General features: G+C 63.9%; 17 protein-coding genes. 5 read left to right on the top strand and 12 right to left on the bottom strand.

Features of this window, described 5'->3' with window-relative positions; all coding sequences use genetic code 11:
* Positions 1 to 8 precede the first annotated feature (8 nt).
* Positions 9 to 755, bottom strand: coding sequence for a hypothetical protein (locus IP92_RS04230; RefSeq protein ID WP_145873227.1), 747 nt, complete (start codon positions 753 to 755; stop codon positions 9 to 11).
* Positions 756 to 899: 144 nt separating this feature from the next.
* Here IP92_RS04230 and IP92_RS04235 point away from each other — a divergent pair, with 144 nt between their 5' ends.
* Together IP92_RS04235 and IP92_RS04240 are read left to right on the top strand one after the other, a co-directional pair.
* On the top strand, positions 900 to 1,310 hold the full coding sequence (locus IP92_RS04235) for a YsnF/AvaK domain-containing protein (RefSeq protein ID WP_145873228.1): 411 nt from the start codon (positions 900 to 902) through the stop codon (positions 1,308 to 1,310).
* 32 nt (positions 1,311 to 1,342) lie between these two features.
* On the top strand, positions 1,343 to 2,470 hold the full coding sequence (locus IP92_RS04240) for a YsnF/AvaK domain-containing protein (protein ID WP_145873229.1): 1,128 nt from the start codon (positions 1,343 to 1,345) through the stop codon (positions 2,468 to 2,470).
* 32 nt (positions 2,471 to 2,502) lie between these two features.
* Here IP92_RS04240 and IP92_RS04245 read toward each other — a convergent pair whose 3' ends face one another.
* The 7 genes from IP92_RS04245 to IP92_RS04275 are packed head-to-tail and all read right to left on the bottom strand — an operon-like array spanning position 2,503 to position 9,019.
* Complete coding sequence (locus IP92_RS04245; RefSeq protein ID WP_145873230.1) at positions 2,503 to 2,976, bottom strand: DUF6328 family protein; 474 nt, start codon at positions 2,974 to 2,976, stop codon at positions 2,503 to 2,505.
* Positions 2,977 to 3,008: 32 nt separating this feature from the next.
* Positions 3,009 to 3,728, bottom strand: a complete 720-nt coding sequence (gene cobA / locus IP92_RS04250; RefSeq protein WP_145873231.1) for a uroporphyrinogen-III C-methyltransferase — start codon at positions 3,726 to 3,728, stop codon at positions 3,009 to 3,011.
* Positions 3,729 to 3,768: 40 nt separating this feature from the next.
* Entirely contained in the window at positions 3,769 to 5,085 is a 1,317-nt protein-coding gene (locus IP92_RS04255; RefSeq protein WP_145873232.1) for a sulfate adenylyltransferase subunit 1, read from the bottom strand.
* Positions 5,085 to 6,026, bottom strand: coding sequence for a sulfate adenylyltransferase subunit CysD (gene cysD / locus IP92_RS04260; RefSeq protein ID WP_145873233.1), 942 nt, complete (start codon positions 6,024 to 6,026; stop codon positions 5,085 to 5,087). The genes IP92_RS04255 and cysD overlap by 1 nt, the downstream gene beginning before the upstream one ends.
* A 28-nt stretch (positions 6,027 to 6,054) precedes the next feature.
* Entirely contained in the window at positions 6,055 to 6,771 is a 717-nt protein-coding gene (locus IP92_RS04265; RefSeq protein ID WP_145873234.1) for a phosphoadenylyl-sulfate reductase, read from the bottom strand.
* 12 nt (positions 6,772 to 6,783) lie between these two features.
* Positions 6,784 to 7,335 (bottom strand): DUF934 domain-containing protein, encoded by a 552-nt coding sequence (locus tag IP92_RS04270; protein WP_145873235.1) that lies wholly within the window; start codon positions 7,333 to 7,335, stop codon positions 6,784 to 6,786.
* Positions 7,328 to 9,019, bottom strand: coding sequence for a nitrite/sulfite reductase (locus tag IP92_RS04275; protein ID WP_145873236.1), 1,692 nt, complete (start codon positions 9,017 to 9,019; stop codon positions 7,328 to 7,330). Before IP92_RS04275 ends, IP92_RS04270 begins: the two co-directional genes overlap by 8 nt.
* Positions 9,020 to 9,173: 154 nt before the next feature.
* Here IP92_RS04275 and IP92_RS04280 point away from each other — a divergent pair, with 154 nt between their 5' ends.
* From IP92_RS04280 to IP92_RS04290, 3 genes are all read left to right on the top strand, one after another.
* On the top strand, positions 9,174 to 10,115 hold the full coding sequence (locus tag IP92_RS04280) for a CysB family HTH-type transcriptional regulator (protein WP_145873237.1): 942 nt from the start codon (positions 9,174 to 9,176) through the stop codon (positions 10,113 to 10,115).
* On the top strand, positions 10,112 to 10,759 hold the full coding sequence (locus IP92_RS04285) for a class I SAM-dependent methyltransferase (protein WP_145873238.1): 648 nt from the start codon (positions 10,112 to 10,114) through the stop codon (positions 10,757 to 10,759). The genes IP92_RS04280 and IP92_RS04285 overlap by 4 nt, the downstream gene beginning before the upstream one ends.
* Positions 10,760 to 10,888: 129 nt before the next feature.
* Positions 10,889 to 11,977, top strand: coding sequence for a porin (locus IP92_RS04290; protein ID WP_229418611.1), 1,089 nt, complete (start codon positions 10,889 to 10,891; stop codon positions 11,975 to 11,977).
* A gap of 59 nt (positions 11,978 to 12,036) precedes the next feature.
* On the opposite strand, the gene IP92_RS04295 is transcribed toward IP92_RS04290, so the two are convergent.
* From IP92_RS04295 to IP92_RS04310, 4 genes are all read right to left on the bottom strand, one after another.
* Complete coding sequence (locus IP92_RS04295) at positions 12,037 to 12,309, bottom strand: hypothetical protein (RefSeq protein WP_145873239.1); 273 nt, start codon at positions 12,307 to 12,309, stop codon at positions 12,037 to 12,039.
* A gap of 3 nt (positions 12,310 to 12,312) precedes the next feature.
* Positions 12,313 to 13,083, bottom strand: a complete 771-nt coding sequence (locus IP92_RS04300) for a sensor histidine kinase (protein WP_145873240.1) — start codon at positions 13,081 to 13,083, stop codon at positions 12,313 to 12,315.
* A 110-nt stretch (positions 13,084 to 13,193) separates the two neighbouring features.
* Positions 13,194 to 13,955, bottom strand: coding sequence for a LytR/AlgR family response regulator transcription factor (locus tag IP92_RS04305; RefSeq protein ID WP_145873241.1), 762 nt, complete (start codon positions 13,953 to 13,955; stop codon positions 13,194 to 13,196).
* A gap of 66 nt (positions 13,956 to 14,021) precedes the next feature.
* Entirely contained in the window at positions 14,022 to 15,353 is a 1,332-nt protein-coding gene (locus tag IP92_RS04310) for a sensor histidine kinase (RefSeq protein WP_145873242.1), read from the bottom strand.
* Positions 15,354 to 15,839 lie beyond the last annotated feature (486 nt).

A 15,839-nucleotide genomic window follows, 5' to 3' on the forward strand; every position in this document is an offset into this window, starting at 1 on the left:
GCCTTCGCTCAGTGCTCCGTCGTGTTGGCCCGCGCGTGCTGCACCATCGCCGCGATCGTCGCACCGGGGGTGTCGAACTCGCGCTGCACGGCATCGCGCAGCGCGTCCGACGTCAGGTCATCCAGTGCCGCCTGCGACGCTTGCGCGGCCAGCGCTTCCTCGTCCTCGCGGCGCAGCACCTCGACGACGAGCCGCACTTCCTTGGTGTAGTTCAGCACGAACGACAGCAGCGCCGGCGCCGATGACGTGCCGCCCGTCTTCACCAGCTCCTGCGTGTAAGCGTTCAGGTTGGCTGCCAAGCCCTTGACGCGTGCGATCGGGTCGCCGAGATAGCGGCGCGCCAGCGCGTAGTCTTCCGCGGCGACGAGGGCCGGCAGCGCCAGGTCGGCGCACTGCTGCGCCAGCGGTGCCATCTGGATGTCCATCCGCTCGAACAGGTCGTGCGTCGCCCGTTCCTCGCCCAGCGCGCTGTTGATCGCGACGATGTCGCGGAACAGGTCGCGGCTTTCGCCGCCGTTCAGCATTTTTGCCGTGTCGCGGTCGCGCAAGCCTTGCAGCGCGCGCCGGGCCAGCGGGAATTTCTCGGCCAGGTAGATCCAGTCGCGCAGCGCGAACGACAGCCGCACGCCGGCCATGCCGGGCTCGACGGACAGCGCGTTTTCATGGAACCACAGATGATCGCGCAATGCGTCCTCATACCTGCCTTCCAGGCGGGCCGCCCGGGCCCGTTCCAGTACATCGTGTGCTTGTCCCATAGTGTTCCCGGTGCCTCGATATTGCTTGCAAAAGCCCGTATTTTAACAAGCCGCCGTCCTCCTCAGCCAGCCAGTGACTTGTATCTTTATAGCGGCAAGGCAAGGTAGCGCCGCCTGCCCACGCATCGCCTTAGACTGCCGCCCATGACTACGACACCTGAACCCAGGCACGGCACCGCTCCCGCCGTGGCCGTCCCCGTCAGCCGCGAGGAGCTTGAGGTCTCGACCCGCATCGTCGATACGGGCCGGGGCGTGCGTGTGACGAAGCACGTCACCGAGCAGCCCGAGGAAATCCGCGAAACGCTGTGGCACGACGAACTGGACGTGCAGCGGGTCGCCGTCGACCGTGTCGTCGCCGAGCCGCCGCCGTCCCGCTACGAGGGCGATGTGCTGGTGGTGCCGGTGCTCGAGGAAATCCTGGTGGTCGAAAAGCGCTACCGCATCAAGGAAGAGCTGCGCATCACCAGGGTACGCAGGCAGCACGAGCATCGGGAAACCGTTCCGCTACGTGCCGAAGAAGTGCGGGTCGAGCCGTTCGACGAACGCTCCCGCTGACAAGCAACCATCGACACAAGGAGAAGGCAACCATGAGCCACACGCTAGCAGCCGTATTCGACAATCGCGCGGACGCCGAGCGCGCCCGCAATGAACTGATCAGCGCCGGCATCGGGACGGACGCGGTCCACCTGAACGACTCCTCTGGCACCACGGGGACCGGGCTCGGCACGACGTCCGCCGGCACGCAGGATACGTCGCTGGGGGACAGCATCAAGCACTTCTTCACGAACCTGTTCGGCGACGACGACGACGACGACCGTGCCGTCTACGGCGAGGCCGTCAACCGCGGCAAGTGCGTGCTGACCGTGCAGACGCCGACCCAGGTCGAGGTCGAACGCGCGGCCGACATCGTCGAACGCTTCGGCCCGATCGACATCGACGAGCACAAGACGCAATGGCAGGCGTCGGGCTGGAACGCATCGATGGCGCAGGGCAGTGCCAGCTCGATGTCCGCGTCGCAGCAGAGCGGAGTGACCGGCAGCATGGCCGGCGGCACCGGCTCGCAGCAGGGCCTGACGGGCGCCGGCTCGATGCAGCGCGCGGAGACGGAATCGCAGGTGATTCCGGTGATGCAGGAAGAGCTGAAAGTCGGCAAGCGGATGGTGCAGCGCGGCGGCGTGCGCATCTACCAGCGCCTTGTCGAAACACCGGTGCAGGAAAGCGTCAACCTGCGCGAAGAGCACGTGAACGTGCAACGCCGGCCGGTGGACCGCCCGATCGACCCGTCCCAGGTTGGCGCGTTCAAGGACACATCGTTCGAGCTGCGCGAAAGCGCCGAGGAAGCTGTCGTGCAGAAGACGGCGCGCGTGGTCGAGGAAGTGGTCGTCGGCAAGCAAGCCTCGCAACGCACCGAGCAGATCAGCGATACGCTGCGCAGCACGCAGGTCGACGTGGAGCGCCTGGGCACGACGGAGGACGAGGATTACTACCGCGGCCACTGGACCAGCAACTTCGCCAGCACCGGAGGCAGCTATGACGACTACGCGCCCGCCTACCGCTATGGCGCGGCGATGCGCGGCAGCGATGAATACCGCAACCGCTCGTGGGACGAGTCGGAGGCGACGCTGAGGAGCAGCTGGGAGAGCCGCTATCCGCAATCGACGTGGGAGAAGTTCAAGGCGGCCGTGCGCCACGGCTGGGACCGGATCACGTCGTAATCATCAAGGCGCCGGGAAGCCGGCGCCATTCTTCAGATGGGCCTGTGCCGCTTGATCACGATCGGCAGCACCCACCACGTGATCACGACGAGGATGCCCATCACGGCGGCGGCCGCCAGGCCGACCGCCTCCCCGAACACTTCCGAGATGACAAGGTTCGTGCCCAGCACGAACGCGATGCCGAGCGCAATCGAACCGGCCACGATCTGGCGGCTGGCGAAAGTCTTGAAGCGCTCGCGGTGCAGCAACGGCCGCATGATGCGGTGCTGCACGGCCGGCGCCGACAGCAGGATGAGGCTCGACAGCGCAAAGAAGAAGGTGGCGAGGAACACGTACTTCTCGGACTTCACGATATTGACGAAGTCCGCGTTGAACGGAAGGATGATCAGGAAGGCCGACAGCATCTGCGCCCCGGGCAGCAGGATGCGCATCTCGGAAAGCATGTCGGAAAAGTCGCCGTCTTCCTGCAGGCCGGGGGGCAGGTTGTGGTCGGGATCGGATCTCATCGGGCGATTATAGACCCGCCCGGCAGTAAAGGTCAGCCAGGCTGGCGTGTGCGCATCGCCATCGCCTCGCCCAGCATCACCAGCACGGGGCCATGCGGCGTGTCGAGGCCGTGCGCGAGCTGCGCCAGCGTGATGCGTTCGATGCGCTGGTCGGGCCGGCTGACGTTTTCCAGCACGAGCACCGGGGTGTCCGCGCGCCGCCCTTGCGCGAGCAGGCGCTGCGCCGTGGCGATGGCTTCGCGCCCGCCCATGTATTGCACCAGCGTGTCGGTCGACGGGATGCCGGACAGGTCGTCCTCGCCCGGCGCCGTGCTGGAAGTGAAGAAGGCCACGCTGCGCGCCACGCCGCGCTTGGTCAGCGGCTGCTTCGCGGCGGCCGATGCGGCAACGGCCGTCGTGATGCCGGGGACGACTTCGACGTCGATGCCGGCCGCTTCCAGCGCGGACAGCTCCTCGTCGGCGCGGCCGAACAGCATCGGGTCGCCGCCTTTCAGGCGTACCACGCGGGCATGGCGGTGGGCGCACTCGATCAGCTGCTGGTTGATGAAGTCCTGCGCCGCGGAGCGCTGGCCGGCGCGCTTGCCGACCGAGATCAGCTCCGCTTGCGGGCACAGGGCCAGCATTTCCGGCGTCACCAGCGCGTCGTACAGCACCACGTCGGCCTCGCCGAGCAGCCGGGCACCCCGGACGGTGATCAGGTCCGCGGCACCGGGACCGGCCCCCACGAGATAGACTTTTCCGACTGCTGGCAAACGCGGCTCCTTCCGGTTGGGTTGATGCGCCGAGACCGCGTTACAGCCGGATCATGCCGGCGGCGACGGTCTGGTGCGTGACTTCATCGATCAGGATGAAGGCGCCGGTCGCGCGGATGTCGGTGTAGGCATCCGCGGCCAGCGGCTGCTGCACGGTCAGCCCGATGCGGGCGACGTCGTTCAGCTTCAAGGCATCGGCATCGTGCCGCTGCTGCGTGTTGATGTCAAGGATCGAATCGATCTTCGTGATCCTGGCCATCGTCTGCTTGGTGCCGTGCTTGATCCAGTACTTGCGGCGCAGGTCCAGCGGTTCCTCGGACAACCAGCAGACGTCCGCCTCCACCTGCTTGAGCAGCGTGGCAGGCTTGTCGGAAGAGGCCAGCACGTCGCCGCGCGACACGTCCACGTACTCGTTCAGCACGATGGTCACGGACTGGCCGGCGACCGCCGTTTGCAACGGGCCGTCGAACGTGACGATTTCCTTCACCGTCGCGCTCTGGCCGGAAGGCTGCACCACCAGCTTGTCGCCGACGCTGACCTTGCCCGCTTCGATGCGGCCCATGTAGCCGCGGAAGTCGTTGGCCTCATGGCCGTTGTGGCGCGCCACCAGCTGCACGGGGAAGCGCAGGGGGCTGGCATGGGACTCGTCGTAGACGGACAGCGATTCGAGCAGTTCGATCAGGGTCGGGCCCTGATACCAGGCCATGTTGGCGCTCGGCTCGACGACGTTGTCGCCCGTCAGGGCGGACAGCGGGATCGCCGTGATGTCCTTCAGGCCCAGCGTCTGCGCGAATTCCCGGTACGCCTTGACGATGCGCTCGTACACGTCCTGGTCGTAGTTCACCAGGTCCATCTTGTTGACGGCGACGACCACGTGCTCGATCTGCAGCAGGTGGGCGATCGTCGAGTGGCGCTTGGTCTGGATCAGCAGGTCCACGCCGCCGTCTTCGCGCAGCTTCACCTTCGATACGTCGACCAGGATGATGACGGCATCGGCCGTCGAGGCGCCCGTCACCATGTTGCGGGTGTACTGCTCGTGGCCCGGCGTGTCGGCGATGATGAACTTGCGCTTCGGCGTCGCGAAGTAGCGGTAGGCCACGTCGATCGTGATGCCTTGCTCGCGTTCCGCTTCCAGGCCGTCCGTCAGCAGCGACAGGTCGATCGTGTCGCCCACGGTGCGTTTGTGCTTGGCGCGCGACACGGCGGCCAGCTGGTCGGCGAAGATGCCCTTGCTGTCGAACAGCAGGCGGCCGATCAGCGTGCTCTTGCCGTCGTCGACGGAACCGGCGGTGATGAAGCGCAGCAGGGTCTGGCTGTTGGCGGCGTGCTGGGACAGATTTTCGTTCATGGCGTTCATCAGAAGTATCCGGCTTTCTTGCGTTTTTCCATCGAGGCTTCGGAGGTCTGGTCGTCCATCCGCGTTGCGCCCCGTTCCGTGATCTGCGTGACCGCCGTTTCGGCGATGATCGCCGCGACGTCGGCGGCGGACGACGACACCGGGCAGGTGCACGAGATGTCGCCGACGGTGCGGAAGCGCACCACCTGCGTCTCGATCGTTTCGCCGTCGCGGGCCGGGGTCAGGTCCGTCAGCGGGACCAGGAGGCCGTTGCGCGGGATGACCTGGCGCTCGTGCGCGAAGTAGATCGACGGCAGCGCCAGGTTTTCGCGGGCGATGTACTGCCACACATCCAGCTCCGTCCAGTTCGAGATCGGGAACACGCGCATGTTCTCGCCCGGGTGCACGCGGGTGTTATACAGGTCCCACAGCTCGGGGCGTTGCGCCTTCGGATCCCACTGGCCGAATTCGTCGCGGAACGAGAAGATGCGTTCCTTGGCGCGGGCTTTTTCCTCGTCGCGGCGGGCGCCGCCGATGCAGGCGTCGAAGCCGTGTTCGGCGATAGTCTCCAGCAACGTGACGGCTTGCGCGGCATTGCGCGAATCCGTTTGCGGATTACGCAGGCGCACCGTGCCCTTCTTGATCGAGTCCTCGACGGAGCCGACGATCAGGCGTTCGCCCAGCTCGGCGACGCGGCGGTCGCGGAACTCGATCACCTCGGCGAAGTTGTGGCCCGTGTCGATGTGCACGAGGGGGAACGGGAATTTACCGGGGCGGAAAGCCTTCTCGGCAAGGCGCAGCAGCACCACGGAGTCCTTCCCGCCCGAGAACAGCAGGGCAGGGTTGCTGCACTCCGCCGCGACTTCGCGCAGGATGTGGATCGCTTCCGATTCCAGGGCGTCCAGGTGGCGGGAGTTGACGTCTCCCAGGCCGGTGATCTGATTGTCTGCCAATGCGTTCATATGTTTTCTTGAGGTAGTGGCACAGGCTTCAGGCGGCCACGGATTTGATTCGAATGAGCTTGCCGTCGACGACGTGCAGCCCGCATTCCTTCGATTCGGGGTTCTCCCACCACCAGCGGCCGGCGCGCACGTCCTCGCCGGGCTGGATCGCCCGCGTGCACGGCTCGCAGCCGATCGACGGGAAGCCCTGGTCGTGCAACGCGTTGTACGGCACCCCGTTGTCACGCAGGTAGTCCCACACGTCTTCCTCGGCCCAGTCGGCCAGCGGATTGAACTTGTCCATCAGGTGGCCCGGATCGTCCTCGTGCACTTGCAGCGACGAACGGGTGTTCGACTGCGCCCGGCGCTGGCCCGTGATCCAGGCCTTGTTGCCGGCCAGGGCGCGGCCCAGCGGCTCCACCTTGCGGATGCGGCAGCATTCCTTGCGCATCTCCACGCTGTCGTAGAACGCGTTCAGGCCGTGCTGCGCAACGTACTGGTCCACCGCATCCTGCTCGGGGCGGAACACGGCGATCTGGTAGCCGTAATGCTCCTTCACGCGGTCGATCATCGCCAGCGTTTCCCGGTGCAGGCGGCCCGTCTCCAGCGAGAAGATACCGATCGGCAGCTTGTCCTTCAGGATCAGGTCCGTCAGCACCATGTCTTCCGCCGCGAGGCTGGAAGCGAAGACGGCTGGCGTGTACTCGTGTGCGATCAGTTCCAGAGTCTGCCTGGTGGACGCAACGAGGGTATCGAGCTTGCTCATGGGCGGTTTCCTTCAGATGCCGGCGCCGACGTCGGTATGCTCGCGTGGCGTATTCCGGGCGTGGCGGCGGAACAGCGGCAGCTTGTTGTCGACCGATGCCTGGTAGGTTTCGGAGAACACCGTCAGGCCCTTCAGCGCATCCTCGATGCTGCGGTCCGGGCGCGGCGCATAGGCATCGAAGCCGGTGCGCTTCATCTGGAACAGCTGGTCGCGCAGCACGTCGCCGATCGCCCGCAGCTCGCCCGTGTAACCGAGGCGCATGCGCAGGTTGTAGGCGATCGAGTAGCCGCGGCCATCGGTGAACTTGGGGAAGTTCACGGCCACGACGCCGAACTTGTCCAGTTCACCCTTCAGTTCCTCGGCGCGCTCGTCGGAGTCCAGCCACACGCCGATGTCGGCGCGGGAGGCCAGCGCTTCCTTCTGCGCCTGCCAGACCTTCAGCGGCACGATGACCTTGCCGGCCGGGACTTCCACGGCGGCAGGCTCCTGGCCTTCCGCGAGGCGCAGCAGGTTCCAGTCGTCGGCGACGATCTGGGTTCCCTTGATGATTTTCTGATCAGGCATATTCGTCTTCTCCCACCAGGCGTCCCGGTTCAGCGATCGGCGTGGCATAAACATGGTCTTTGAACGGGGCGATACCGATGCGCTGCACGGTGTCGACGAAGCGTTCGTCCGGCGTGCGTTCGCGCAGGTACACCTGCAGCAGGCGGTCGATCACTTCCGGCATCTGGTGCGCGGAGAACGACGGGCCGATGATCTTGCCAATGGCGGCCGCGTTGCCCTGCGCCCCGCCGATCGACACCTGATACCATTCGCTGCCGTCCTTGTCGACGCCCAGCACGCCGATGTGGCCCACGTGGTGGTGGCCGCAGGCGTTGATGCAGCCGCTGATGTTCAGTTCGAAGTCGCCGATGTCGTGCAGGAAGTCCAGGCGGTCGAAGCGCTCGGCGATCGATGCGGCGATCGGAATCGATTTCGCGTTCGCCAGCGAGCAGAAGTCGCCGCCGGGGCAGCAGACGATGTCCGTCAGCAGGCCGATGTTCGGCGTCGCCAGGCCATGCGCCTTCACTTCCTGCCACAGCGCGAAGAGCTGCGACTGCTTCACGTCCGCCAGCACGATGTTCTGTTCGTGCGTGACGCGCAGCTGGCCGAAGCTGTAGCGGTCGGCCAGGTCGGCCATGAAGTCCATCTGCTCGGCCGTCGCGTCGCCCGGCGGCACGCCGGTCTTCTTCAGCGACAGGATCACGGCCGCGTAGCCGGGCTGCTTGTGCGCCTTGACGTTGCGACCCAGCCAGTTGGCGAACGCCTTGTTGTCCTCATGGCCGGCGCGCGGGTCGATGGCCGCGAGCTGCTCGTACGCGGGCGGCTGGAAGAAGGCGATGATGCGCTCCATCTCGTCGATGGTCAGCGTTTCGTCATTGCCCTTCAGGTCTTGCCATTCCTCTTCGACCTGGCGCGTGAATTCTTCGACGCCGACGGCTTTCAACAGGATCTTGATGCGGGCCTTGTACTTGTTGTCGCGGCGGCCGTACTGGTTATACACGCGCATGATCGCTTCGATGTACGTCAGCAGATGCTCGCGCGGCAGGAATTCGCGGATCACGCTGCCGAGGATCGGCGTACGACCAAGGCCGCCACCGACCATCACCTTGAAGCCGATCTCGCCGGCCGCGTTCTTCACGACCGTCAGGCCGATGTCGTGGACCGCGATCGCGGCGCGGTCTTCCACGGCGCCGTTGATGGCGACCTTGAACTTGCGGGGCAGGGCGATGAACTCGGGGTGGAACGTCGACCACTGGCGCAGCACCTCGGCATACGGACGCGGGTCGATGATCTCGTCGGCGGCCACGCCGGCCAGCTCGTCGGAGGTGACGTTGCGGATGCAGTTGCCGGACGTCTGGATCGCGTGCATCTCGACGGAGGCGAGGTCGGCCAGGATGTCCGGCGTCTGCTCCAGCTCGATCCAGTTGAACTGGATGTTCTGGCGCGTCGTGAAGTGGCCGTAGCCGCGGTCGTACTTGCGCGCGATATGGGCGAACATGCGCATCTGCTTCGAAGCGAGCAGGCCGTACGGCACCGCGATACGCAGCATGTAGGCATGGCGCTGCATGTACAGGCCGTTCTGCAGGCGCAGCGGCAGGAATTCTTCTTCCGTCAGCTCACCGGACAGGCGGCGGCGCACTTGATCGCGGTACTGCGCGATGCGCTCTCGCACGATGAGATGGTCGTATTGATCGTATTGGTACATAGCGTTCCTATAGGTCGCGGCGTGGGTTGTCTCCCAAGTAGCCGTAATCGTAATAAACTCACGCTTTATTCCAAACGACTTAGTCTTTATTTGCTTATATGCGTAGGCGGTATAAGCTTCAGCGTAAAATAGCGCCCTTACCGCCAGGAACTACATGAATCTTCATCAACTTCGCTTCGTCCGGGAAGCTGTCCGGCAGAACTACAACCTGACCGACGCCGCCAAGGCGCTGTTTACGTCACAGCCGGGCGTGTCGAAAGCCATCATCGAGCTCGAGGAAGAGCTCGGCGTCGACATCTTCACCCGCCACGGCAAGCGTATCCGCGGCCTGACGGAGCCGGGCCGGCTGGTGCTGCAATCGGTCGAGCTGATCATGCAGGAGATCGACAGCCTGAAGCGGATCGGCAAGGAATACGCGGCGCAGGACAGCGGCAGCTTCACGATCGCCACGACGCACACGCAGGCGCGCTACACGCTGCCGAAGGTGGTGCAGGCGTTCATGCAGAAGTTCCCGAAGGTGCGGTTGTCTCTTTTGCAAGGAAACCCTCGCCAGATCGCCGAGATGGTGCAGCGCGACCAGGCGGACCTGGCGATCGCCACCGAGTCGATCGCCGGCATCGACGGCCTGATCACGCTGCCGTGCTACCAGTGGGAGCACGTGGTCGTCGTGCCGCCGGAACACGCGCTGCTGAAGAACAAGTCGGTCACGTTGGAAGAGATCGCCGCCTATCCGGTCATCACATACGACGGCGCGTTTGCCGGCCGCAGCAAGATCGATCACGCGTTTTCGCTGCGCGGCCTGAAGCCGGACGTGCTGCTGGAAGCCATCGACGCCGACGTGATCAAGACCTATGTCGAACTGGGCATGGGCATCGGCATCATCGCCGGCATGGCGTTCGACCCGGAGCGGGACCGCAACCTGCGCGCCATCTCGGTCGGCCACTTGTTCGGCATGAATGTGTCGCGGGTGGCGGTCAAGCAGGGCGCTTATCTGCGCTCCTATATTTATACGTTCATTGAATTATTGGCGCCGACGCTGAACCGCAAGCTCGTGGAGCAGGCGATGCGCGGCGAGCACGAAAACTACGAGTTATGAAACACGAAACACTGGCGCAATACTATGCGCTGAATGCAGGCGCCATCGAAAGCGTCTACGACAAGCCCGAGCGGCAGGCGGATCTTGCCGCGCTGCGCACCAAATTGCCTGAACTGCTGCGCGGCCACAAGGTACTGGAAATCGCCTGCGGCACCGGCTACTGGACCCGCCTGATCGCCGCCACGGCCGCTTCCGTGCATGCAACGGACGTGAACGACGAAGCGGTGGCGCTGGCCCGTGCCCACGCGACGGCAGGCAACGTCACGTTTGCCAAGGCGGATGCTTTCGACCTGCCGGCATGCGCGGGCGAGTACACGGCCGTGTTCGCCGGCTTCTGGTGGTCGCACGTGAAGCGGGAAGAGCAGGAACGCTTTCTCGCGCAGCTGCGCGCCAAGCTGGGCAAGGACGTGCTGCTGGTGCTGCTCGATAACTGCTACGTCGATGGCAGCAGCACGGCGATCGCCCGCACGGATGCGGAAGGCAATACATACCAGATCCGCACGCTGGCTTCCGGCGAGCGCTTCGAGATCGTCAAGAACTTCCCGGCCGACAGCTACCTGCGCAAGAAGCTGGCGACGGCGGTACGGGAAATCCGCATCGAACGGTTGCCTTATTATTGGTTGCTGACGTGCAGGTTGAAGTAACGCCAAGAACGTTGTAACACAGCAACAAATTATCGATGTCATATTGTTGAAGTATTTGGAAGGCAAGATACGCCGCGTCAGATCCAGAGCGATCTCACAGTCCCACTAACTTCAACAAGAGAACATCAAGTGAAAAAACTTACTCTGGCCGCAATCATCGCCGGCAGCTTCGCAGCCACCGCTTCCGCCCAGTCGAATGTCACGATTTACGGCATCGTCGATGCAGGTATCGTCCGTGAAACGGGTGGCGCGGCCGGCGACGTGACGAAGGTCACGAGCGGCGTCGGCAGCCAGTCGCGCATCGGCTTCCGTGGTACCGAAGACCTGGGCAGCGACCTGTCGGCAATCTTCACGCTGGAAGCGGGCTACAAGCTGGACGACGGCACGCTGGACAACACCAGCAGCGCGCTGTTCAACCGCCAGGCGTTCGTCGGCCTGAAGAGCAAGACGCTCGGTACGCTGACGCTGGGTCGCCAGTACAACCCGCTGTACAACGCACTGTCGAAAGTTGCCGACCCGTTCGGCGCCGGCTATGCGGGCAGCGCCAAGAACCTGTTCCCGGCTGGCGGCGTGAACACCCGCGTGTCGAACGCGATCGTCTACGCGACGCCGACCTGGGCCGGCTTCTCGGTGGAAGGCCTGTATGCGCTGGGCGAGCAGGCTGGCGACAACACGGCCGGCCGCCAGTTCGCCATCGGCTTCAACTACTCGAACGCCGGCCTGAACGCCAGCCTCGTGTACAACAACCGTAACAACGACACGGCTGCCAGCGGCACGACGGCCGCCGTCGATCGTGAAACCGGCAAGAACACGCTGTTCGCGATCAACTACGACTTCAAGGTCGTCAAGGTGTTCGGCGCCTACGAGCGTGACAAGGGCCTGAACAGCTCGCCGATCCCGGTCGCCAACGCCTACGGCTTCAAGACCGCACCGAAGCCGTCGACCGACGCGGCCGACGCGCTGGTGGGCGTGACCGTGCCGGTGGGCAGCGGCACGATCATGGCTTCGTGGATGAACAAGAACGACAAGACGGCAAGCAACCAGGACGCGCACCAGTGGGCCGTCGGTTACTCGCACGGCCTGTCCAAGCGCACCAGCGCTTACGTGGCTTACGCGAAGATCAAGAACAAGAACGGTGCCGGCTACACGGTGGGTAACAACAACGAGGCGGGCAGCGGCGACGCGGCCTTCAACCTGGGTATTCGTCACACCTTCTGATAGGCGGGCGCGCTTGCGCCCTGTCGATATGAAAACCGCCTGGCAACCAGGCGGTTTTTTTATTGGAGGTAGTGCTTGAGGAGGGCAGGGAGCACTTGCGCCAGGATGACGGCGGAGACGACCCACATGATGACACCGCTCTTGGCTTCCGCGACATCGGCCTTGGTGGCGTGCGTGGCCTTGACCACGGCGACGTCGGCCTTGATCACGGTGGCGTCCTGCTCCAATTTGTCGAGGCGTTTCAGCATGCTTTCATCGTAGACGCAGTTGGTAGCCTCCGCAAGTCGCTTTTGTTTGCGTTCGTTGAATCCCGGCAGCTTGTCGATGCTCATGGTTTACTCCGGTAACGGCAGATGTATCTCAATCCTAGTCCCGCGCGGGCTGCCCGTTATTGCGATATCCCCACGGATGGCCCACACCCGCTCGCGCATGCCCAGGAGGCCAAACGACGATGGTTTTTCCATGTCGGACTGGGCGATGCCGCGACCGTCGTCGTCGATCGTGATGTGCAGCAGACCAGGATGGCGGTACAGCGCGATGCGCACGTGGCGCGCATGGGCATGGCGGGCGATATTGGTCAGCGACTCCTGCACGATGCGGAAGATCGCGGTGCTGTAGCGGTCGTTCAGGATCAGCTCGTTTTCGCGCGCATCGAGTTCACATGCCACGCCATGCCTTTCCTCGAAGTCGTGGCGCAGCGATTGCAGTGCGAAGTACAGGCCGCCTTCGTCCAATGCGTGAGGCCGCAGGTTGCTGGCGATCCGGCGCAGCGACGTGATGGCCGACAGCAGGCGCTGATCCATCCCTGCGAGCAGGTCGCGCGTGGCCTGGTTCGCGGCAGGCTGCTGCATCAAGAGGCTCATGTCGACACGCAGCGTGGCCAGCAACTGGCCCAGGTCGTCGTGCAGTTCACGGGCGATGTAGGCGCGTTCTTCCTCGCGGATGTTCTCCAGCGCGTAGTCGGTGGCGCGGCGGCCAGCCATGCGCGCGCGGGCATCCGCCTCGCGTTGTTCCGCCGGCGTCAGCGGACGCTCGTCGAGGCGCCACGCAAGGCGCCCGGCCAGCAGGACCAGGCCGGCAAGCAGCAATCGCGATGGTTTGGGCATGCGCTTCCCCTTCGGCTGGTAGCAGGCAGCCGCTGGGAAACCGTAATACAGTCGGGTTCAGCGGAGGTTGATGTGGCGCATAGTCGCGCCGGCATGCGCCGGCGCGGGGATCACATCTGCTTGAACAGGTGCAGGAAGCTGCGGCTGACCTCGAGCTTCTCGGGACGGCCCTTGATCATCACCAGGTGGCGGCCGCGGATATCGCGCGTCACGCCTTCGATCGCGTTGACGTTCACCAGTGTGGCGCGGTGGATCTGCCAGAACAGCGACGGGTCGAGCTCGTCGGCCAGGTCGCGCACGGGCTTGCGGATCAACGCCTCGAATTTGTCGGTCTGCACACAGGTGTACTTCTCGTCCGAGCGGAAGAACAGGATCTCTTCGACCGGAATCATGCGCAGGTCCTGGCCTATGCTGGCCTGGATCCATTGCAGGAATTTCGGCTTCGGCGAAGCGATCTTTTCCGCGATCTGCGACAGCATCGCCGTAACGCTCGCGTTGACGTCGCCGGCGGGCTTGTGCAGGCGATCCTTCAGGCGCTCCGCCGTGATCTTCAGGCGCTCCTGCTCCGGTGGCTTCAGCACATAGTCGACCGCGCCCCGTTCGAACGCCTCGACGGCATACGCATCGTAGGCGGTGACGAACACGACATGGCTCTTGTTGCCGATGACGGCCGCCGCTTCCATGCCCGTCTTGCCGGGCATGCGGATATCGAGGAACGTGAAATCGGGCTTCAGCTCGTCGACCAGCGCAACCGCCTCATCGCCATTCTTCGCTTCGCCGACGATCTCCAGTTCCGGCCACACCTGGCCCAGGCGCATGCGCAACTGGTCGCGCATCAAACGTTCATCGTCGGCTAGTATCGCAGTTGGCATGATTCACAAGAATAAGTAGGCAACAGGTGCCAATTATTCAATGAATCGGCGCCGGAAGCAACGTCTTCATTTCCTCAGCGGTTCGGACAGCCGATACGGCACTTCGATTGTGGCAATGACGCCGCTGGGCTGGTTCGGCTCGATCAGCAACTGGCCTTGTTCGCCGTGCAGCAGTTTCAGCCGTTCACGGATGTTCGACAGGCCCAACCCCGTGCCGGTGCTCGGCTTGGCGCCGAAGCCGAGGCCGTCGTCCGCCACGATGACGCGCAGCTTGCTGTGTGCTACTTCGGCGTGCACCCGCAAGGTGCCGCCCTCGGGCTTGCCTTCGAGGCCGTGCTTGATCGCGTTCTCCACCATCGATTGCAGCATCATCGGCGGGAACGCCGCGCTGCGCAGGCCGTCCGGAATGTCGAAGTCGATCGTCAGCCTTTCCTCCATGCGCATCTTCAACAGGGCCAGGTAGGCAAGCACCATGTCCGCCTCGCGGCCCAGGTTCGTGATCAAGGTGCTGTCGCGCATTTGCGGCAGTACCGCACGCAGATATTTGATCAGGCTGCGCTGCATGGCGGATGCGCGTGGCGGATCCGTCTCGATCAGGTGCTCCACGGACGCCAGCGTATTGAACAGGAAGTGCGGCTCGACCTGGGCCTGCATCATCTGCATCTTCGCCTCGGAAAGCTGGCGCTGCATGGATTCGCGTTCCGCAGCCGCGTTCGCCGTTTGCATCTCCGCTTCCGCCTTCTTCTTGCCGCCCATCAGCGCCTTCATGCCGAACAGCGTCAGCACGAGCAGCGACACGAAACTCTTGAACCAGGTGGACGCCTGCTCGTGGTAGCGCGACACCTTTTCCTCGGCCGCGTTGTCGACCGCTTCCTCGAGCGCGTTGGACAATTCCTCGCCGATCTGCGGCGGCAGTTCGATGTGCACTTCCTCGCCAGGCAAGGTCTTGACGGCGGAACCCGGCTTGGCAGGTTTTTCCGGCGGCGCAGGCGGCGCGGGAGCGGCCGGGGCAGCGGGCGCCGCGGCACCTTCCGGCGTGGCGGGCGTTTCCGGAGTTTCTGGGGTTTCCGGCGTTTCGGGCGTTTCCGGGGCGGCCGGCGTGGGATTGCGCAGCTTGCCGCCGCGCGGATTGAAGTGGATGCCGCTGTCGTCGATGACGATATTCGTGTCGGCGCCGGACTTCGGCCGCTTGTGCGAGCGCATCACCACTTCCTCGTCCATATTCGGCGAGAACAATTCGTCCTGCAGGATCGATGCCGCAATCAGCGCAAGGGCGGCGAACAGGAAGAACTTCCACCACGACAGTTGGGTAACCCAGGTCGCGGTCCGGTCGAAGCCCCGGTGCAGCCAGGCCAGCACTGTCTTTACGGTCTCTTGTGTTTTCGGGGTGGGAAACATGGGTGCTTTCTTACTGAGGTAGGCAAGTGTAGATAACGTTACGCAAAACTGTCCACCCGCACCAGGGCTGTGCGACAGGCTGCGAAAACCCAGGGCTGGAACGAAAAAGTGCGGGATGGTCCGGTTGTCGCAAAAAGCGCTTGCGCAACGGCGGCGGCGTTGCTATAGTTCTGTCCCTCGCAGCGAACAACGACGTAGCGAGATGTTGAAAGCGCGAAGCGCTGGAAACAAAGAGGGGTTGACGAGCTGCACGAAACACCGCATAATCTCATCTCTCTGCTGCTGACAAACACAACGATTTGTCGATAACTGCAGCGTACGCCGAAGGGCGCAGAATTCTTTAACAATCAACAGTCGATAAGTGTGGGCGTTTGATGATGTGCCCTGAACTTCGGTTCAGATCGCTCAAAATATATAGCATCAAACGCTCGCACAAAATACGTAATCATCTTCGGATGATTCGTCAGTATTTTGAGTGAGTGACCT

The sequence above is a fragment of the Pseudoduganella flava genome (genome assembly GCF_007830495.1).
Lineage (GTDB): Bacteria > Pseudomonadota > Gammaproteobacteria > Burkholderiales > Burkholderiaceae_D > Rugamonas > Rugamonas flava.

Bases quoted from the DNA above. Each gene is read 5' to 3' on its own strand.
- IP92_RS04230 (WP_145873227.1), bottom strand. From the start codon at position 755: ATGGGACAAGCACACGATGTACTGGAACGGGCCCGGGCGGCCCGCCTG.
- IP92_RS04235 (WP_145873228.1), top strand. From the start codon at position 900: ATGACTACGACACCTGAACCCAGGCACGGCACCGCTCCCGCCGTGGCC.
- IP92_RS04240 (WP_145873229.1), top strand. From the start codon at position 1,343: ATGAGCCACACGCTAGCAGCCGTATTCGACAATCGCGCGGACGCCGAG.
- IP92_RS04245 (WP_145873230.1), bottom strand. From the start codon at position 2,976: ATGAGATCCGATCCCGACCACAACCTGCCCCCCGGCCTGCAGGAAGAC.
- IP92_RS04255 (WP_145873232.1), bottom strand. From the start codon at position 5,085: ATGAACGCCATGAACGAAAATCTGTCCCAGCACGCCGCCAACAGCCAG.
- cysD (WP_145873233.1), bottom strand. From the start codon at position 6,026: ATGAACGCATTGGCAGACAATCAGATCACCGGCCTGGGAGACGTCAAC.
- IP92_RS04265 (WP_145873234.1), bottom strand. From the start codon at position 6,771: ATGAGCAAGCTCGATACCCTCGTTGCGTCCACCAGGCAGACTCTGGAA.
- IP92_RS04270 (WP_145873235.1), bottom strand. From the start codon at position 7,335: ATGCCTGATCAGAAAATCATCAAGGGAACCCAGATCGTCGCCGACGAC.
- IP92_RS04275 (WP_145873236.1), bottom strand. From the start codon at position 9,019: ATGTACCAATACGATCAATACGACCATCTCATCGTGCGAGAGCGCATC.
- IP92_RS04280 (WP_145873237.1), top strand. From the start codon at position 9,174: ATGAATCTTCATCAACTTCGCTTCGTCCGGGAAGCTGTCCGGCAGAAC.
- IP92_RS04285 (WP_145873238.1), top strand. From the start codon at position 10,112: ATGAAACACGAAACACTGGCGCAATACTATGCGCTGAATGCAGGCGCC.
- IP92_RS04295 (WP_145873239.1), bottom strand. From the start codon at position 12,309: ATGAGCATCGACAAGCTGCCGGGATTCAACGAACGCAAACAAAAGCGA.
- IP92_RS04300 (WP_145873240.1), bottom strand. From the start codon at position 13,083: ATGCCCAAACCATCGCGATTGCTGCTTGCCGGCCTGGTCCTGCTGGCC.
- IP92_RS04305 (WP_145873241.1), bottom strand. From the start codon at position 13,955: ATGCCAACTGCGATACTAGCCGACGATGAACGTTTGATGCGCGACCAG.
- IP92_RS04310 (WP_145873242.1), bottom strand. From the start codon at position 15,353: ATGTTTCCCACCCCGAAAACACAAGAGACCGTAAAGACAGTGCTGGCC.